General features: G+C 68.1%; 20 protein-coding genes. 8 read left to right on the top strand and 12 right to left on the bottom strand.

The genetic code is table 11. From position 1 onward, the window contains the following. Positions 1-152: 152 nt before the first annotated feature. From ACSX1C_RS17260 to ACSX1C_RS17230, 7 genes are all read left to right on the top strand, one after another. On the top strand, positions 153-2,135 hold the full coding sequence (locus tag ACSX1C_RS17260) for a dynamin family protein (protein WP_439887166.1): 1,983 nt from the start codon (positions 153-155) through the stop codon (positions 2,133-2,135). A 102-nt stretch (positions 2,136-2,237) separates the two neighbouring features. After that, the gene (metX, locus tag ACSX1C_RS17255) at positions 2,238-3,377 is read left to right on the top strand and encodes a homoserine O-succinyltransferase MetX (RefSeq protein ID WP_439887165.1); all 1,140 of its coding nucleotides are present in this window, start codon (positions 2,238-2,240) and stop codon (positions 3,375-3,377) included. 7 nt (positions 3,378-3,384) lie between these two features. Next, positions 3,385-4,005 (top strand): methionine biosynthesis protein MetW, encoded by a 621-nt coding sequence (metW, locus tag ACSX1C_RS17250; protein WP_439887164.1) that lies wholly within the window; start codon positions 3,385-3,387, stop codon positions 4,003-4,005. Between the two features lie 41 nt (positions 4,006-4,046). After that, the gene (locus ACSX1C_RS17245) at positions 4,047-4,466 is read left to right on the top strand and encodes a DUF4426 domain-containing protein (protein WP_439887163.1); all 420 of its coding nucleotides are present in this window, start codon (positions 4,047-4,049) and stop codon (positions 4,464-4,466) included. Continuing rightward, complete coding sequence (gene rdgB, locus ACSX1C_RS17240) at positions 4,463-5,059, top strand: RdgB/HAM1 family non-canonical purine NTP pyrophosphatase (RefSeq protein WP_369958561.1); 597 nt, start codon at positions 4,463-4,465, stop codon at positions 5,057-5,059. The genes ACSX1C_RS17245 and rdgB overlap by 4 nt, the downstream gene beginning before the upstream one ends. Continuing rightward, positions 5,056-6,216 (top strand): radical SAM family heme chaperone HemW, encoded by a 1,161-nt coding sequence (hemW, locus tag ACSX1C_RS17235; protein WP_439887162.1) that lies wholly within the window; start codon positions 5,056-5,058, stop codon positions 6,214-6,216. The genes rdgB and hemW overlap by 4 nt, the downstream gene beginning before the upstream one ends. Before the next feature lie 37 nt (positions 6,217-6,253). Beyond that, complete coding sequence (locus tag ACSX1C_RS17230) at positions 6,254-6,577, top strand: DUF3392 domain-containing protein (protein WP_213641720.1); 324 nt, start codon at positions 6,254-6,256, stop codon at positions 6,575-6,577. Between the two features lie 9 nt (positions 6,578-6,586). Here ACSX1C_RS17230 and ACSX1C_RS17225 read toward each other — a convergent pair whose 3' ends face one another. From ACSX1C_RS17225 to ACSX1C_RS17195, 7 genes are all read right to left on the bottom strand, one after another. After that, entirely contained in the window at positions 6,587-7,000 is a 414-nt protein-coding gene (locus tag ACSX1C_RS17225; protein ID WP_439887161.1) for a VOC family protein, read from the bottom strand. A 27-nt stretch (positions 7,001-7,027) separates the two neighbouring features. Further along, positions 7,028-7,453 carry a YciI family protein gene (locus ACSX1C_RS17220; protein ID WP_318644033.1) on the bottom strand — a complete coding sequence of 142 codons (426 nt, stop codon included), beginning with the start codon at positions 7,451-7,453 and terminating at the stop codon, positions 7,028-7,030. 230 nt (positions 7,454-7,683) lie between these two features. Continuing rightward, on the bottom strand, positions 7,684-8,991 hold the full coding sequence (locus ACSX1C_RS17215; RefSeq protein WP_439889440.1) for a DUF1329 domain-containing protein: 1,308 nt from the start codon (positions 8,989-8,991) through the stop codon (positions 7,684-7,686). 208 nt (positions 8,992-9,199) lie between these two features. Continuing rightward, a complete protein-coding gene (gene trmB / locus ACSX1C_RS17210) occupies positions 9,200-9,871 on the bottom strand; it encodes a tRNA (guanosine(46)-N7)-methyltransferase TrmB (RefSeq protein ID WP_439889439.1) in 672 nt (223 codons plus the stop codon). An 89-nt stretch (positions 9,872-9,960) separates the two neighbouring features. Further along, on the bottom strand, positions 9,961-10,755 hold the full coding sequence (locus ACSX1C_RS17205; RefSeq protein ID WP_318644034.1) for a thiazole synthase: 795 nt from the start codon (positions 10,753-10,755) through the stop codon (positions 9,961-9,963). A gap of 46 nt (positions 10,756-10,801) precedes the next feature. Further along, positions 10,802-11,002, bottom strand: coding sequence for a sulfur carrier protein ThiS (gene thiS / locus ACSX1C_RS17200; RefSeq protein ID WP_439887160.1), 201 nt, complete (start codon positions 11,000-11,002; stop codon positions 10,802-10,804). 102 nt (positions 11,003-11,104) lie between these two features. Continuing rightward, positions 11,105-11,476, bottom strand: coding sequence for a DUF423 domain-containing protein (locus ACSX1C_RS17195; RefSeq protein ID WP_439887159.1), 372 nt, complete (start codon positions 11,474-11,476; stop codon positions 11,105-11,107). Between the two features lie 66 nt (positions 11,477-11,542). Between ACSX1C_RS17195 and mtgA the strand changes: the two genes are divergently transcribed. Then, positions 11,543-12,235, top strand: coding sequence for a monofunctional biosynthetic peptidoglycan transglycosylase (mtgA, locus tag ACSX1C_RS17190; RefSeq protein WP_439887158.1), 693 nt, complete (start codon positions 11,543-11,545; stop codon positions 12,233-12,235). A gap of 45 nt (positions 12,236-12,280) precedes the next feature. On the opposite strand, the gene ACSX1C_RS17185 is transcribed toward mtgA, so the two are convergent. From ACSX1C_RS17185 to ftsY, 5 genes are all read right to left on the bottom strand, one after another. Then, positions 12,281-12,880, bottom strand: coding sequence for a hypothetical protein (locus ACSX1C_RS17185; protein WP_439887157.1), 600 nt, complete (start codon positions 12,878-12,880; stop codon positions 12,281-12,283). A gap of 57 nt (positions 12,881-12,937) precedes the next feature. After that, the gene (gene rpoH, locus ACSX1C_RS17180) at positions 12,938-13,792 is read right to left on the bottom strand and encodes an RNA polymerase sigma factor RpoH (RefSeq protein ID WP_318644039.1); all 855 of its coding nucleotides are present in this window, start codon (positions 13,790-13,792) and stop codon (positions 12,938-12,940) included. 111 nt (positions 13,793-13,903) lie between these two features. Next, positions 13,904-14,920, bottom strand: coding sequence for a permease-like cell division protein FtsX (gene ftsX / locus ACSX1C_RS17175; protein WP_439887156.1), 1,017 nt, complete (start codon positions 14,918-14,920; stop codon positions 13,904-13,906). Then, the gene (gene ftsE, locus ACSX1C_RS17170; protein WP_439887155.1) at positions 14,917-15,585 is read right to left on the bottom strand and encodes a cell division ATP-binding protein FtsE; all 669 of its coding nucleotides are present in this window, start codon (positions 15,583-15,585) and stop codon (positions 14,917-14,919) included. Before ftsE ends, ftsX begins: the two co-directional genes overlap by 4 nt. Positions 15,586-15,587: 2 nt before the next feature. Continuing rightward, complete coding sequence (gene ftsY, locus ACSX1C_RS17165) at positions 15,588-17,009, bottom strand: signal recognition particle-docking protein FtsY (RefSeq protein WP_439887154.1); 1,422 nt, start codon at positions 17,007-17,009, stop codon at positions 15,588-15,590. Between the last annotated feature and the right edge of the window lie 121 nt (positions 17,010-17,130).

The following is a 17,130-nucleotide window of genomic DNA, read 5'->3' as shown; positions in this document are numbered from 1 at the left end:
CACCAGGCGGGAGCGTGGCGCTGGCCAATTGACGCCAGCCAACCGCCCCGCATAATGCCCGCCAGGCCTGCGCGTGCAGCGCGGCCCCATGGCCCGGACGAGACCTGCGCCGGGCCGCCGTTCGAGGGCGCGCTACCGAGAGGAACGCCAGGATGAGCATGGAACGTCTCAGTCAGCAGGTCGATGCCTACGTCACCTGGAAGCGCGAGCTGATGCGCGAGATCAGCCGCTATCGCAGCTGGCTGGTGACCAACCGCCTCGGCTCCGAGGCGGTGGAAGCCAAACTCGAGCGCGCCCTGCGCCTGCTGCGCACCGACCACATCACCCTGGCCTTCGTCGGCGAGTTCTCCCGCGGCAAGACCGAACTGATCAACGCCCTGTTCTTCTCCGAGTACGGTCAGCGCATGCTGCCGTCCCAGGCCGGGCGCACCACCATGTGTCCCACCGAGCTGTACTTCGATCCGCGCTCGGAGCGTGCCTATATCCGCCTGCTGCCCATCGAGACGCGCCTCTCCGAGGCCAATGTCTCGCAGTTCAAGCGCATTCCCCGGCACTGGGTGAACATCCCCCTGGACCCCAGCGACCCGGACAACATGGCCCAGGCCTTCGCCCAGGTCGCCCGGACCAAGCCGATGCCGGTGGAACAGGCGATTCAGCTGGGTTTCCACCCGGACATGCTGGAGAGCACCGGCAAGCCCGGCCAGGTGCTGGTACCGGCCTGGCGCCACGCCCTGATCAACTTCGACCACCCGTTGCTGCGCCAGGGCCTGCGCATCCTCGACACGCCGGGCCTCAACGCCCTGGGCAGCGAGCCGGAGCTGACCCTGTCGATGCTGCCCAGCGCCCAGGCGATCATCTTCCTGCTGTCGGCCGACAGCGGCGTCAGCGCCAGCGACATGGCGATCTGGCAACAACATATCCGCCAGCTCGACGACGACACCCAGACCAGCCTGTTCGCCGTGCTCAACAAGATCGACGCACTCTGGGACGACCTGGCCGGCGAGGCCTTCGTGCAGAACGCCATCGGCCGAATCCAGGCCAGTACCGCCAAGCAACTCGGCATCCGCCCCGAGGAAGTGCTGCCGCTGTCGGCCAAGCAGGCCCTGCTGGCCAAGGTGCGCAAGGACCCGGCGCTGCTCGTCCGCAGCCAGATGAACGGCCTGGAAACCCTGCTGTGCGAACGCATCGTCGCGCAGAAGGAGCGCCTGCTCGAGGATCGCGTGGTCAATCAGGTGCTGGCCCTGCTACACAACAGCCAGCACGTGCTCGGCCTGCGCCTGGAGAAGGTCAAGGAGCAGCAGACCCTGCTCAGCAACCAGCAACAGGACAACGGCCAGCTGCTGTTCGAGCTGACCGCCAAGACCAAGGCAGACCACGGCCTGCACCACAGGCGCCTGCTCGGCCTGAAGACCAACCAGCGCCTGCTCAAACGTCAGGGCGACCTGCTGCGCGCCGCGGTGCGCCCCGAACGTCTCGAGCAGCACCTGGACAGGGTCCGGCGCCACCTCACCGGCAGTTGGACCACGCTGGGCATCAACCAGGCCATCCTGCACTTCTTCCGCGCGGTGCAGAGCGACCTGCACAGCCTGGCCCACGAGGCCGAGATGGCCAACCGCATGGTCGCCGCCATCTACTGCCGGCACAACGAGGAGAACCCGCTGCACGGGGTCGACGCGCCGCAGTTCGACCTCGAGCGCTACCAGCGCGAACTCGAGCGGCTGCGGGCCAAGGCCGACCAGTTCCGCCTGCACCTCAAGACCCTGCTCACCGAGCAGCGCAGCCTGACCCGGCGCTTCTTCGCCACCCTGGCACAGGAGGTCGTCGGCCTGCACCAGCGCCTGCGCCAGGATGCCGAGCACTGGGCCGGCGAGGCCCTGATGCCGCTGATGCAGCACAGCCTGGAGCACAAGCAGTTGCTGGAGACCCATATGCTGCGGCTCAAGGCCCTGGCCCAGGACACCCAGCAGAGCCGCCAGCGCACCCAGCGGCTGGCGCACTACCGCGACGAATTGCAGCAGCAGCTGGCCCAGGCCGGCGAGATGCTCCGGGCCCTGCGCCGGCCGGCGCCTGTGCAACGCCAAGGCAAGGTGGTCAGCCTGCCGGGGGCCCGCCGCGCCCTTGGCGCCACCGACTAGTCGTGACCCGGCCCCAGCGCGCCGCCCCTGTGCTTGCCGCAGGCAGCGGCGCTCTTTAGACTGCTGCACTTCGTTTTTCTTCCGATTTCGCGAGCAGGGTCGATGCCGACTGCCTTTCCTCCAGATTCCGTTGGCCTGGTGACGCCCGAGGTGGTGCAGTTCGCCGCGCCCCTGACCCTGGCCTGCGGACGCAGCCTGGCCGACTACCAGCTGATCTTCGAGACCTATGGTCGACTGAACGCGGCGCGCAGCAATGCGGTGCTGATCTGCCACGCCCTCTCCGGCCACCACCATGCCGCCGGCTACCACAGCCCGGACGACCGCAAGCCCGGCTGGTGGGACAGCTGCATCGGCCCGGGCAAGGCGATCGACACCGACAAGTTCTTCGTCGTCAGCCTGAACAACCTCGGCGGCTGCAACGGCTCCACCGGCCCTTCCAGCCTCAACCCGGCCACCGGCAAGCCCTACGGCGCCGACTTCCCGGTGATGACGGTGGAAGACTGGGTGCACAGCCAGGCGCGCCTGGCCGATACCCTGGGCATCGAGCAGTGGGCCGCCGTAATCGGCGGCAGCCTCGGCGGCATGCAGGCCCTGCAGTGGACCATCAGCTACCCGGAACGGGTGCGCCACTGCCTGGCGATCGCCTCGGCGCCCAAGCTGTCGGCGCAGAACATCGCCTTCAACGAGGTGGCGCGCCAGGCCATCCTCACCGACCCGGAGTTCCACGGCGGGCACTTCCAGGAACAGGGCGTGATCCCCAGGCGCGGGCTGATGCTGGCGCGCATGGTCGGCCACATCACCTACCTGTCCGACGACGCCATGGGCGAAAAATTCGGCCGCGGGCTGAAGAGCGAGAAGCTCAACTACGACTTTCACAGCGTCGAGTTCCAGGTCGAGAGCTACCTGCGCTACCAGGGCGAGGAGTTCTCCGGGCGCTTCGACGCCAACACCTACCTGCTGATGACCAAGGCCCTGGACTACTTCGACCCGGCCGCCGCCTTCGAGGGCGACCTGGCCCGGACCCTGGCCACGGCGACGGCGGACTTCTGCGTGATTTCCTTCACCACCGACTGGCGCTTCTCCCCGGCGCGCTCGCGGGAGATCGTCGATGCGCTGATGGCCGCGCGCAAGAACGTCTGCTACCTGGAAATCGACGCCCCCCAGGGCCACGACGCCTTCCTCATGCCGATCCCGCGCTACCTGCAGGCCTTCTCCAGCTATATGAACCGAATTGCAGTATGAGGCACCCATGAGAGCGGATCTGGACATCATCCAGGAGTGGATTCCCGCCGGCAGCCGCGTGCTCGACCTCGGCTGCGGCGACGGCGAGCTGCTGGCCTGGCTGCGCGACAACAAGCAGGTCAGCGGCTACGGCCTGGAGATCGACCCAGAGAAGATCGCCCGCTGCATCGAGCGCGGCGTCAACGTGGTCGAGCAGAACCTCGACCAGGGCCTGGGCAACTTCGCCAGCGACAGCTTCGACGTGGTGGTGATGACCCAGTCGCTGCAGGCCCTGCACTACCCCGACAGGGTTCTGGCGGAAATGCTGCGGGTCGGCCGCACCTGCATCATCACCTTCCCCAACTTCGGCCACTGGCGCTGCCGCTGGTACCTGGCCAGCAAGGGGCGCATGCCGGTCTCCGACTTCCTGCCCTACACCTGGTACAACACGCCGAACATCCACTTCTGCACCTTCGAGGATTTCGAGCGCCTGTGCCATGCGCAGAATGCCCGGGTGCAGGAGCGCCTGGCGGTGGACCGCGACCATCGCCACGGCTGGGCCAGCCGGATTTGGCCTAATCTGTTAGGTGAGATCGGCATCTACCGAATCAGCGGGCCCACCGCCCTGGATGCGCAGAGCGCCGGCTGAGCCGTGCGCCATTCCAGGGCCAACCTTGCAGGAGAGCCACCATGCGCCGCATCGCCATTCTATTTATCGCCCTGTGCCTGAGCCTGCCGGCGCTTGCCGAGCGCAAGCAGAGTTTCGGTGAGCTGGACGTGCACTACATCGCCTTCAATTCCGGCTTTCTCCAGCCCGAGATCGCCGCAGCCGCCGGCCTGGTGCGCAGCAAGAGCCGGGGCGTGGTCAACATCTCCGTGCTCAAGGCCGGCGCGCCCATGGCCGCCAATGTCGACGGCGCGGTGAAGAACCTGCTCGGACAGAGCTACCCCTTGAAGTTCAAGCAGGTCAACGAAGGCACGGCGATCTACTACCTGGCGCAGTTCCCCTTCGAGAACCGCGAGGTGCTGCGCTTCACCATCAGCGTCCAGGCCGGCGACGGCGTCGCCCACAGCTTCGACTTCAACCAGGAATTCTTCCCCGACGAATGATGCCCTTCAGCGAACTCGTACTCGCCAGCCATAACGCCGGCAAACTCAAGGAACTCCAGGCCATGCTCGGCGACGTCGTGCGCGTGCGCTCGGTCGGCGAGTTCAGCAGCGTCGAACCCGAAGAAACCGGCCTGAGTTTCGTGGAGAACGCCATCCTCAAGGCCCGCCACGCCGCGCGGGTGTCCGGCCTGCCGGCCCTGGCCGACGACTCCGGCCTGGCGGTGGACTTTCTCGGCGGCGCGCCGGGCATCTATTCGGCGCGCTACGCCGACGGCCAGGGCGATGCGGCCAACAACGCCAAGCTGCTCGAGGCCCTCAAAGCGGTACCCGATGCCCAGCGCGGCGCCCAGTTCGTCTGCGCCCTGGCCCTGCTGCGCCACGCCGAAGACCCGCTGCCGATCCTCTGCGAAGGCCTGTGGCACGGGCGCATCCTGCACGAGGCGCGCGGCGACCAGGGCTTCGGCTACGACCCGCTGTTCTGGGTCGAGGAACGGCAGTGCTCCAGCGCCGAACTGCCCCCGTCCCTGAAGAACCAGCTCAGCCACCGCGCCCGCGCCATGGCCTTGCTCAAGCAGCGCCTGGGGCTGGCATGAAGCGCTCCCCGGACGGGGGCTTTCGGCTGCCCCCGCTGGCCCTCTATATCCACATCCCCTGGTGCGTGAAGAAGTGTCCCTACTGCGACTTCAATTCCCACGCCGCCGGCCCGAGCCTGCCGGAACAGGCGTACGTCGACGCCCTGCTCGCCGATCTCGATGAAGACCTGGACCAGGTCCACGGCCGCCCGCTGACCTCGATCTTCTTCGGCGGCGGCACCCCCAGCCTGTTCTCCGCCCTGGCCCTCGGCCGCCTGCTCGAAGGCATCGAGCGCCGCGTGCCCTTCGCCGCCGACATCGAGATCACCCTGGAGGCCAACCCCGGCACCTTCGAGCAGGCCAAGTTCAGCGCCTACCGCGCGCTCGGCATCAATCGCCTGTCGATCGGCGTGCAGAGCTTCCAGGCCGAGAAGCTGGCGGCCCTGGGGCGCATCCACGACGGCGAGGAGGCCATCCGCGCCGCCGACATGGCCCGCGCCGCCGGCTTCGACAACTTCAACCTGGACCTGATGCACGGCCTGCCGGAGCAGTCCCTGGACGACGCCCTGGGCGACCTGCGAATCGCCCTCGCCCAGGCGCCGACCCACCTGTCCTGGTACCAGCTGACCCTGGAGCCGAACACGGTGTTCTGGAATCAGCCGCCGACGCTGCCGGAGGACGACATCCTCTGGGACATCCAGGAAGCCGGCCAGGCCCTGCTGGCCGAGCACGGCTATGCCCAGTACGAGGTGTCGGCCTATGCCCAAGCGGGCAAGGCGGCGCGGCACAACCTCAACTACTGGACCTTCGGCGACTTCCTCGGCATCGGCGCCGGCGCCCACGCCAAGCTGAGCAGCCCACAGGGCTTGATCAAGCGCAGCTGGAAGACCCGCCTGCCCAAGGACTACCTGGATGCCGGCAAGCGCTTCAGCGCCGGCGAGCGGGTGCTGGGCCCGGACGAGCTGCCCTTCGAGTTCCTGATGAACGTGCTGCGCCTCACCGATGGCGTGGCCAGCAGCCTGTTCACCGAGCGCACCGGCCTGCCCCAGGCGCTGCTCGCCGAGGCGCGCGGCGAGGCCGAGCGCCGTGGCCTGCTGCACGGCGACCCGGCGCGGCTGCGCGCGACCCGCGAGGGCCAGCTGTTCCTCAACGACCTGCTGCAACACTTCCTGCCCTGACCGGCACATCGCGCGCCCGCGGCGCTAAGGACCCCGCATGGACCTGCTACTCGAACTGATCGCCACCCTGTCACGCTGGAGCCGTGGCCATCTGTACGACATCTCCCTGGCGATCATGGCCACCCTGCTGGTGCTGTTCGGCCCCGCCATCAACGCCTGGGTGCAGCGCAGCATCGGCGGCCTCAACTTCTTCCTGCGCACCCTGCTGTTCGTGCTGCTCTGTGCGGTCGGCTACGGCCTGGCGATGGTCTTCCTCACCCCCTGGCTGGCCCAGGGCCTCGGCCACTTCAACAACTACACCCTGGCACCGGTGCTGTTGCTGTCGTTCTTCCTCATCGGCGTGCTCGCCGACCGTAGCTAGGCCTGGCGATCAGCTAGCCGGCGCGCAGTTGATCATCCAGGGCACGCCGAAGCGGTCGACCAGCATGCCGAAGCGCTCCGCCCAGAAGGTCTGCTGCAGCGGCATCTGCACGCTGCCCCCTTCGCCCAGGGCGGCGAAGATCCGCTCGGCCTCCGCCACGCCGCCTGGATGCAGGGTCACCCAGCAGCCGCGGATGGGCTCGTAGGGCTGCGCGGGGTGGCAGTCCGAGCCCATCAAGGCCTGATCGCCCCACATCAGGCAGGCGTGCATGACCTTGTCGCGGCAATCCGCCGGCACCTCGGCGCCGGCCGGGGTTTCGCCGAAGCGCAGCAGCGCCTGGAGGGTGCCGCCCAGGCATTGCGCATAGAAGCTGAAGGCGGCCTCGCAGTCGCCATCGAAGGTCAGGTAGGGATTGATGTTCATGTTTGACTCCGTCGCTCGGTCAGAGGGTCACTGCTGGCGGGCAATCTGTTCGCGGATGCGCTCTTCCTGCTCGCGCAACTCGGGGGTGAGTTCGGCGCCGAAATCCTCGGCCTCGAACAGCTGGCGGATCTCGATCTCCGACTCCCCGGGCATCGGGTTGGGGCAGCGCTTGACCCATTCGACCGCCTCCTCCAGCGACTCGACCTGGAACAGCCAGTAGCCGGCGATCAGCTCCTTGGTCTCGGCGAACGGACCGGCGATCACCTGCCGCTGCTCACCGGAAAATCGTACGCGCGCGCCCTTGGCGCTCGGGTGCAGGCCCTCGCCGGCCAACAGTACGCCGGCTGCCACCAGCTCCTCGTTATAACGGCCCATCGCCGCCAACAGCTCTTCGCTGGGCATCACGCCCGCCTCGGATGCCTGACTGGCCTTGACTATCACCATGAATCGCATGCTCTTGCCTCCTGCGGCAAAGGGTTGAAGGACCGGTGCGGATGCCGGGGCCTCACCACCGGTTCTGCTCCATGGTCGAAGGGCGAACCGCACAATCGACAGAGCCGCCTAAAATTTTTCCGCTTATTTTGCCGCCGCGCGGTATGCCCCCCCAGACGAGGGCGCGATCCTGGCTGACGCCGGCTCGGCAGCCGGCAGAAAAAAGCCGCCCGTTCGGGCGGCCAATCGACTCAGTTGCCCGCGCGGCGTAGCGCCTGCGGGGTGAAGTCACGGGGCCCCAGGTCGGCGGCGAAGTCGTACATCGACTCGTTGTTGTCCAGGCCGTCGACGAAGTAGCGCCCGCCCTTGAAGTCGTAGAGGGTTTCCAGGGTGCTGCCGAACATCGGCACCTCGTAATAGCTGATCGGGTGGCTTTCCTGCAGACCGATCAACTCGCCGTGCTTGTCGTACAAGTCGACCGCGAGAATCTGCCAGCTGTCCTCGTCCAGATAGAAACGGCGCTTGCCATAGGGGTGACCGAAGCCCGTGCGCAACTCGGCCTCGACCACCCAGACCCGGTGCAGCTCGTAGCGCAGCAGAGCGGGGTTGACCGTGTTGCGCTGCAGGATGCTGTCGTAGGGGATGCCGCGCTGGTGCACCGCATAGCTGTTGTAGGGCACCAGCATTTCCCGCTTGCCGAGCAACGCCCACTGGTAACGGTCCGGCGCGCCGTTATAAGAGTCGACCATGTCCGCGGTGGCCATGCCGTTGGTATCCGGCTGCAGGCTGTCGTAGGCCAGCATCGGCAGGCGACGCACGCGGCGCTCGCCGCGGTTGAAACGCCAGGCCTTGCGAATCGCCAGGACCTGGTCGAGGGTCTCCTGCACCACCAGCGCCGAGCCGGACAGCTTGGCCGGCGCGACCACCTTGTACTTGTAATAGAACAGGGTGTTGTCCAGATCCTGAGGACTGACGCCTTCGCGGCCGTAGAGGAAGTAGACGTCGCGTTCCAGCTTGAGCAGGTTGTAGGCGCCGTTGGCCAGCACCGCCGCCTGGTTGGTGACCATGCTGATCTGGTCGCCACGATAACGCATGATGTGGTTCCAGATCGCCTGCTGGCCACCCTGCGGCAGCGGGAAGGGAATGCCGGCGGCCACCCCGGCCACGCCGTTGCCGCCGGAGATCAGCTCGGCGTTCAGCGCATTGAAGCGGGTGGCATCGTAGATGCGTTGCGGCGCCGCGGCACTGCGCCGGGTCGGGTAGACGCGCAGGAAATAGTCGGGGTGGCGCGCCAGCAGCGCCTGGTGCCCGGCCGACAGCAGGGGCCGATACTGCTCCAGGTTGTCCGCCCCGACCCGGTACAGGAGCGCGTCGCGGGCGTAGGGGTCGGGGTGGTGCATGCCCGGCCGGTAGCCGGCCGGCGGCTGGGCCAGGCCGCCCTGCCAACTGGGGATGGTGCCGGCGGCATTGCCGGCGCGTTCGCCGCCGAGCGGGGTCAGGTCCTGCCCCAGGCGCGCCGCCTGTACGGCGTCGATCTTGGCCTGCGCGGGCAGCGCCATGGCCGCCAGCAACAGCAATGAAAGCTTTCTCAAGACAACACTCTCCTCACGGCAGCTGGCGGCGGGCGCCACTGCCTATCGAGCCCACCCCGCTGCCGGGGTAGGCGTTATGGATACTGACGGTGAGGAGCCGTCCTGGCGCCGGGTTGTCCCGGTCTTATGCAATCGTCCTGCGCTGGCGCCGATAGGCTCGGCGCCGGAAGCCTGTTTACTCGCTGCGCTGGAACTTCAGGTCCCAGACGCCATGGCCGAGGCGCTCGCCGCGGCGCTCGAACTTGGTGATCGGCCGCTCCGGCGGCCGCGGCACGTACTGGCCGTCGGCAGCCAGGTTGCGATAGCCCGGCGCCGCGCTCAACACCTCGAGCATGTGCTCGGCATAGGGTTGCCAGTCGGTGGCCATGTGCAGCACGCCACCGACCTTGAGCTTCTGCCGTACCAGCTCGGCGAAGGCCGGCTGGACGATGCGCCGCTTGTGGTGGCGGGCCTTGTGCCAGGGGTCGGGGAAGAACAGCAGCAGGCGGTCGAGGCTGGCATCGGCCACGCACTGGCGCAGCACCTCCAGGGCGTCGCAGCTGTACACCCGGACGTTGCCGAGCCGCTGGGTCATCAGGCCGTTGAGCAGGGCACCGACACCCGGCTTGTGCACCTCGACGCCGATGAAGTCCTGCTCCGGGGCGCAAGCGGCCATCTCCAGCAACGAGTGGCCCATGCCGAAGCCGATCTCGAAGGTACGCGGCGCACTGCGGCCGAACACCCGGTCGAAGTCCTGGCCACCGGCCTCCAGCTCCAGGCCGAACTGCGGCCAGCCCTGGTCCAGGCCGCGCTGCTGGCCCTCGGTCATGCGTCCGGCACGCATGACGAAGCTCTTGATGGTGCGCATCGGGCGCTGTTCCTCGGCCGCAGCCGAGGGGTCGTGGGATTCGGTCATCGGGTACTCGTAAAATCGATGGGGTTCGAGGCGGCCAGCACTCAGCGGATCAGGCCGTCCAGCGGCGACGAGGCACTGGCGTAGAGCTTCTTCGGCATGCGTCCGGCCAGGTAGGCCAGGCGCCCGGCCTCGATGGCGTACTTCATGGCCTCGGCCATCAGCACCGGGTTCTGCGCATGGGCGATGGCGCTGTTCATCAGCACCGCCTCGCAGCCCAGCTCCATGGCGATGGTGGCGTCGGAGGCGGTGCCGACGCCGGCATCGACCAGCACCGGCACCGTCGCCTCTTCGAGGATGATGCGCAGGTTGTAGGGGTTGCAGATGCCCAGGCCGGTGCCGATCAGGCCGGCCAGCGGCATCACCGCGATACAGCCCATCTCCGCCAGCTGGCGGGCGATGATCGGGTCGTCGCTGGTGTAGACCATCACGTCGAAACCGTCCTTGACCAGCACTTCGGCGGCCTTGAGGGTTTCGATGACGTTGGGGAACAGGGTCTTCTGGTCGGCCAGCACTTCCAGCTTGACCAGCTTGTGGCCGTCGAGCAGCTCGCGGGCCAGGCGGCAGGTGCGCACGGCGTCCTCGGCGTCGTAGCAGCCGGCGGTGTTCGGCAGGATGGTGTAGCGCTCCGGGCTGATCACATCGAGCAGGTTCGGCTCGCCGGGGTTCTGGCCGATATTGGTGCGGCGCACGGCGACCGTGACGATCTCCGCCCCCGAGGCCTCGATGGCCGCACGGGTCTCGTCGAGATCCTTGTACTTGCCGGTGCCCACCAGCAGACGCGACCGGTAGGTGCGGCCGGCCAGGGTGAAGGGCTTGTCGCTGCGAACATGGCTCATCGAAAAATCCTCGGGGCTAAGACGGGGGACGTTGCGCAAGGCGGCCTCAGCCGCCGCCGATGGCGTGCACCACCTCGACCCGGTCACCGTCGCGCAGGGCGGTGCCGGCGTGCTGGCTGCGGGGCACTATGTCCAGATTCAGCTCGACCGCGACACGCCGGCCGGCCAGGTCCAGGCGAGCGAGCAACTCGGCGACGGTCTGGCCATCGGGCAGCTCGAATGCTTCACCGTTCAACTGAATGCGCATAACGGGGCGGTCACGACTAGAAAGGAGGACGGCATTCTAGCCCGATCACCGGCGATGACCAAGGCTAAAGGGCGCCGTTCGTCCAGCTTCCTGACGCCATAGTCAGGTTATTCGCCAGGCCAGCAGCCCCAGGCACAGCCAGCCGCCGAGAAAGGCCAGGCCGCCGAAGGGGGTGATGAGGCCGAGCGCGCCGACTCCGCTGAGGGCCAGGCCGTACAGGCTGCCGGAAAACAGCAGGATGCCCAGGGCGAACAGTCCGCCGGTCAGATTGACCAGACGCCCCGGCGTCCGTAGCGCCAGCAGGGCGACGCCGAACAGCGCCAGGGCGTGCAGCAGCTGATAGTGGCTGCCGGTCTGAAACACCGCCAGGTAGTCGGCACCGAGCCGACCCTTCAGGCCATGGGCGGCGAAGGCGCCGAGGGCGACGCCGGTGAATCCGGCGAGGGCGGCCAGCAACAACCATAAACGAGCCATGGGCACTCCAGACAATTCGAGGGTGGCCGCTATAATGGCCCGCCCTCCTCCAACGGCCAAGCTCGCATGTTCCGCTCCATCCGCCGCCAACTGCTGAAGCTGCTGCTCTACTTCATGGCCGCCACGGCCCTGCTGGTATTGCTGTTTCGCTGGGTGCCGCCGCCGGGCACGGCGCTGATGGTCGAGCGCAAGGTGCAGTCCTGGGTCGCCGGCCAGCCGATCGACCTGCAACGCAGCTGGCGTCCCTGGAGCGAGCTGCCCGACGACCTGAAGGTCGCGGTGATCGCCGCCGAGGACCAGAAGTTCGCCGAGCACTGGGGCTTCGATGTCGCCGCCATCCGTGCGGCGATCAGCCACAACCGCCAGGGCGGTTCGGTGCGCGGCGCCAGCACGCTGAGTCAGCAGGTGGCGAAGAACCTGTTCCTCTGGTCCGGGCGTAGCTGGCTGCGCAAGGGCGTGGAGGTCTGGTTCACCGCGCTGATCGAACTGCTCTGGCCGAAGCAGCGCATTCTCGAGGTCTACCTCAACAGCGCCGAGTGGGGTGTGGGGGTGTTCGGTGCCGAGGCCGCAGCCCGGCAGCACTTCGGCAAGGGCGCGCCCTACCTGTCACGCCAGCAGGCCAGCCTGCTGGCCGCGGTGCTGCCGAACCCGCGCCAGTGGAGCGCCAGCCGGCCGAACAGCCGAGTCGCCCGTCGCGCCGCCTGGATCCGCCAACAGATGTGGCAACTGGGCGGCAGCCACTACCTCAAACAGCTATAGGGCAGTTGCCCTGCGGCCACACCGGCCATAAGCGCGCGGCCCGTGTCAGCGCACGCTCAGCACGCGTCGCGGCACGACCTGCAACAGACGCAAGCGCTCGTCCTCGCTGTGGACGGTCAGGCCCAGCCGCGGATAGACCCAGGCCTCCCCCACTTCCAGCTGCAGGCGCAGACGCGGCTGGCCGAGGCTGGCGGTCAGCCGCGCGACGCTCACGGCGCCCTGCGGGGCGAGGGTCAGGCCGACGACCTCGTACGGACCCAGCTGCGCCAGCAGCGCGCCGGCGAGCGGCTGTTCGACGTCACCCGCCGCCGCCATCAGGCTCTCGCGCTCGACTTCGCTCAGCGCCAGCTCGGCCTCCAGGCGCCAGGGCTCGCCGTCGGCCCGCCATTCGCCGCGATACAGCAGGCGCGCCCCGTCCGGGCGCGGCTGCAACCACAGCTCGCCGCCCACCAGGACGCTCAGCTCCGCCAGATGCAGGCGCTCCTCGGCCAGGGGCACCAGCACCTCCGCCTGCCACTCGGCCAACCAGGGCAGCGGCTCGGCCGGCTGCGGCCCACGCACCAGCCAGGCGCCCCAGGCGAAGAACAGCAGGGCGACGGCGGCGAACAGCAGCCCGTGCTGCAGGCGCAGCGGCGGTATCTTCATGGTTTTCTCCAGGCAGAAAAAAGCCGCACCCGGGTGCGGCTTGTTCGGATGAGGCGTTTACGCCGCGATCGAGCCCTTGAGCTTGTTCATCGCGTTCTTCTCCAGCTGGCGGATGCGCTCGGCGGAGACGTTGTACTTGGCGGCCAGGTCGTGCAGCGTGGCCTTCTCCTCGGCCAGCCAGCGCTGGTAGAGGATGTCGCGACTGCGCTCGTCGAGCCCTTCCAGGGCTTCGTGCAGGTTGGCGGTGGCGCTGTCGCTCCAGTCGGCGTCCTCCAGCTGGCGCGCCGGATCGTAGCGATGGTCTTCCAGGTACTGGGCCGGCGACTGGAAGGCGCTGTCGTCGTCGGCATCGTTGGCCGGGTCGAAGGCCATGTCCTGGCCGGTCAGGCGGCTCTCCATCTCGCGCACTTCGTGCGGCTCGACGCCCAGGCTGTCGGCCACGGCATGCACTTCGTCGTTGTTCAGCCAGGCCAGGCGCTTCTTCTGGCTGCGCAGGTTGAAGAACAGCTTGCGCTGGGCCTTGGTGGTGGCGACCTTGACGATGCGCCAGTTGCGCAGGATGAACTCGTGGATCTCGGCGCGAATCCAGTGCACGGCGAAGGACACCAGGCGCACGCCCATCTCCGGATTGAAGCGCTTGACCGCCTTCATCAGGCCGACGTTGCCTTCCTGGATCAGGTCGGCCTGGGCCAGGCCGTAGCCGGAATAGCTGCGGGCGATGTGCACGACGAAACGCAGGTGGGCCAGCACCATCTGCCGCGCGGCCTCGAGATCCTGCTGGTAGTAGAGACTCTCGGCCAACTCGCGCTCCTGCTCCGGGCTCAGCAGCGGGATGCTGTTGACCGCGTGCACGTAAGCCTCCAGGTTGGCGCCTGGGACTAGGGCATGGACAGGTTGCAAGGACGTTGACATTCGAACCCTCCGACTCACGAAACGCGTGCAGTGTAGCACTGCCGATTACGACTAGGAACGCGTATACAAGTTCCGTTACAGATAGTCAATATTAAAGAAATCAATCAGTTACTACCGGGGCGCCAGCTCGCTCAAATGCCGGGCCACGGCCAGCCAGGCGCCGATGTAACCCAGCAGCACGGCCCCCAGCAACAGCGACAGGCCGTCCGCCGCCGGCACCCCGGCCAGGGCGAAGTCGCTGCCGTACAGCCCGGCCAGGCGCACCACTGCATCGTTCAGCCAGCCCAGGCCGTAGGCCAGCACCAGCCAGGCCAGCAGCCCGGCGCCGAAGCCGTAGAGCGCGCCCATATAGAGGAAGGGCCGGCGCACGTAGCTGTCGGTGCCGCCGACCAGCTTGATCACCTCGATCTCGGTGCGGCGGTTCTCGATATGCAGGCGGATGGTGTTGCCGATCACCAGCAGCAGGGCCAGCACCAGCAGCAGGGTCAGGCCGAAGACGAAGCGGTCGCCCAGGTGGAGGATGGCCGTCAGGCGCTCGACCCAGAGCAGATCGAGCTGGGCCTGCTGCACCCGGGGCAGCTCGGCCAGGCGCAGGCGCAGGGCTTCCAGGGTGGCCTTGTCGATTTCCCTGGGGGTGACCAGCACCACCCCCGGCAGCGGGTTGTCCGGCAGCTCCTTGAGCGCCTCGCCCAGGCCCGACTGCTGCTGGAACTCGTCCAGGGCCTGCTCGCGGCTGATCCACTCGGCCTCGGCCACCTCGTCCATCGCCGCGACCTCTTCGCGCAGCGCCTGGCCCTGGGCATCGCTGGCGTCCAGCTGCAGGTACAGGGAGATCTGCGCGGCGCGCTGCCAGGAGCCGCCGAGGCTCTCGACGTTGTCCAGCAACAGCGCCAGGCCCATGGGCAGGCTCAGGGCCACGGCCATCACCAAGCAGGTGAAGAAGCTGCCGATCGGCTGCTTGCCGAGGCGGCGCAGGCTGTCGACCAGGCTGGCGCGGTGGCTCTCCAGCCAGGCGTGCAGCTGACTGCGGAAATCCGGGCCGTCGTCCGGGGTCTTCTGCTCGGCCTTCTTCGGCGCGGCGCCGACGCGCTGGGCCGGTTGCGGTGGCGGCATGCGGGTCGCGCTCATACGGCCTCCCCGTCGCCGATCAGGCGACCGCGTTGCAGGGTCAGCATGCGGTGGCGCATGCGCGCGATCAGCGCCAGGTCGTGGCTGGCGATCAGCACGCTGGTGCCGAGGCGGTTGATGTCCTCGAACACCCCCATGATCTCGGCGGCCAGGCGCGGGTCGAGGTTGCCGGTGGGCTCGTCCGCCAGCAGCAGGGCCGGCCGGTGGACGATGGCCCGGGCGATGCCGACGCGCTGCTGCTGGCCGGTGGACAGGTCGCCGGGAAACAGCTCAGCCTTGTCCGCCAGGGCCACCCGCTCCAGGGCGGCACCGACCCGCTGGCCGATCTCGCTCTTGCCCAGGCCGAGAATCTGCAGCGGCAGGGCGACGTTGTCGAACACGCTGCGGTCGAACAGCAGCTGGTGGTTCTGGAACACCACGCCGATCTGCCGGCGCAGGAAGGGGATCTGCGCGTTGGTGATCTGCGCCAGGTCCTGCCCCGCCAGCAGCAGCTTGCCGCTGGTGGGCCGCTCCATCGCCAGGATCAGGCGCAGCAAGGTGCTCTTGCCGGCGCCGGAGTGGCCGGTGACGAAGAGGAACTCGCCGCGACGCACGCGAAAACTCAGCTCGTGCAGCCCGACGTGACCGTTGGGGTAACGCTTGCCGACCTGCTCGAATCGAATCATCCCTATTTCTCCGCGAACAACGCCTGGACGAAGGCCTCGGCCTCGAAGCTGCGCAGGTCGTCGATGCCTTCGCCGACGCCGATATAGCGGATCGGCAGGCCGAACTGCTTGGCCAGGGCGAAGATCACCCCGCCCTTGGCGGTGCCGTCCAGCTTGGTCAGGGCCAGGCCGCTAAGGCTGACGGTCTGGTTGAACTGCTTGGCCTGGTTGATGGCGTTCTGCCCGGTGCCGGCGTCCAGCACCAGCAACACCTCGTGGGGCGCGCTGTCGTCCAGCTTGCCGATCACCCGGCGCACCTTGCGCAGCTCCTCCATCAGGTTGTCCTTGGTGTGCAGACGCCCGGCGGTATCGGCGATCAACACGTCCATGCCGCGCGCCTTGGCGGCCTGCACCGCATCGAAGATCACCGAGGCGGAGTCGGCGCCGGTGTGCTGGGCGATCACCGCGATCTGGTTGCGCTCGCCCCACACCTGCAGCTGCTCCACCGCCGCGGCGCGGAAGGTGTCGCCGGCCGCCAGCATCACCTTGTTGCCGTCCAGCTGCAGCTTCTTGGCCAGCTTGCCGATGGTGGTGGTCTTGCCGACGCCGTTCACCCCGACCACCAGGATCACGTAGGGCCGCTTGGCGTGGTCGATGTGCAGCGGCTGCTCGACCGGCTTGAGCAGCGCGGTCAGCTCTTCCTGCAGCGCCTTGTACAGCGCGCCGCTGTCGGTCAGCTGCTTGCGCGCGACCTTCTGGGTCAGGCTCTGGATGATCGCGGTGGTGGCCTCGACGCCGACGTCGGCCATCAGCAGGCGGGTCTCGATCTCGTCGAGCAGGTCGTCGTCGATGGCCTTCTTGCCGAGGAACAGGCTGGCCATGCCCTCGCCGAGGCTGGCGCTGGTCTTCGACAGGCCCTGCTTGAGGCGGGCGAACCAGCCGCCCTGATTGTCGCCCGGCTTGGCCTGCTCGACCGGCGCCGCGACCACTGGAGGAGGCGGTGCGACCGGCTCGGGCTCGGCCATAGGCGTCGGCGCGTGCAGCACCTCGCTGCCGGCATTGATGCGAAAGCGCGAGGTGCTGGACGGCGTGGCCTCGGGCGAGTTTTCGGCAGGGGGCTCCGCAGGGGCAGGGGAACGCTCTGCCGCGGACGGCTCCTGCGCCGTACTGGCCGGCTGGGGCACCGCCGGAGCGCTGGGCGTTGCACGCTCGGCCACGGGGGCGAGGGTCGCCTCTGGCGCCGGCGGCGCGGCGGGCGTCTCGACCTGAGCGGACGGCTCGGGCGCGCCGGGCGCCGCGCTAGCGTTATCGGCCGGGGTCTGCGGCTTCTTGCGCAGCCAGCCGAACAGGCCCTTCTTTTCCGCTGGTTTTTCCGCGCCATTCTCGGCCGGTTGCTCGGCCGCAGGTGCGGCGGGAGTCTTCTTGTCGTCGTTGGAACCAAACATGGAGGACGGCTATCTCAAAGGAGCGGCGCGCCGCTAGGCGGGCCTGCAAACAGCGGCAGGCGGGCCGGGCGAAGCCACGGGACGCTGCACAACGGTTTTCAGCAGGCGCAACAGGCATGGC

This window comes from Pseudomonas sp. MBLB4123 (assembly GCF_051904775.1).
In the GTDB taxonomy this organism is placed as follows: domain Bacteria; phylum Pseudomonadota; class Gammaproteobacteria; order Pseudomonadales; family Pseudomonadaceae; genus Aquipseudomonas; species Aquipseudomonas benzenivorans_B.
The sequence above is the reverse complement of the archived record's forward strand: the minus strand, read 5'-3'. Positions and strand labels throughout refer to the sequence as shown.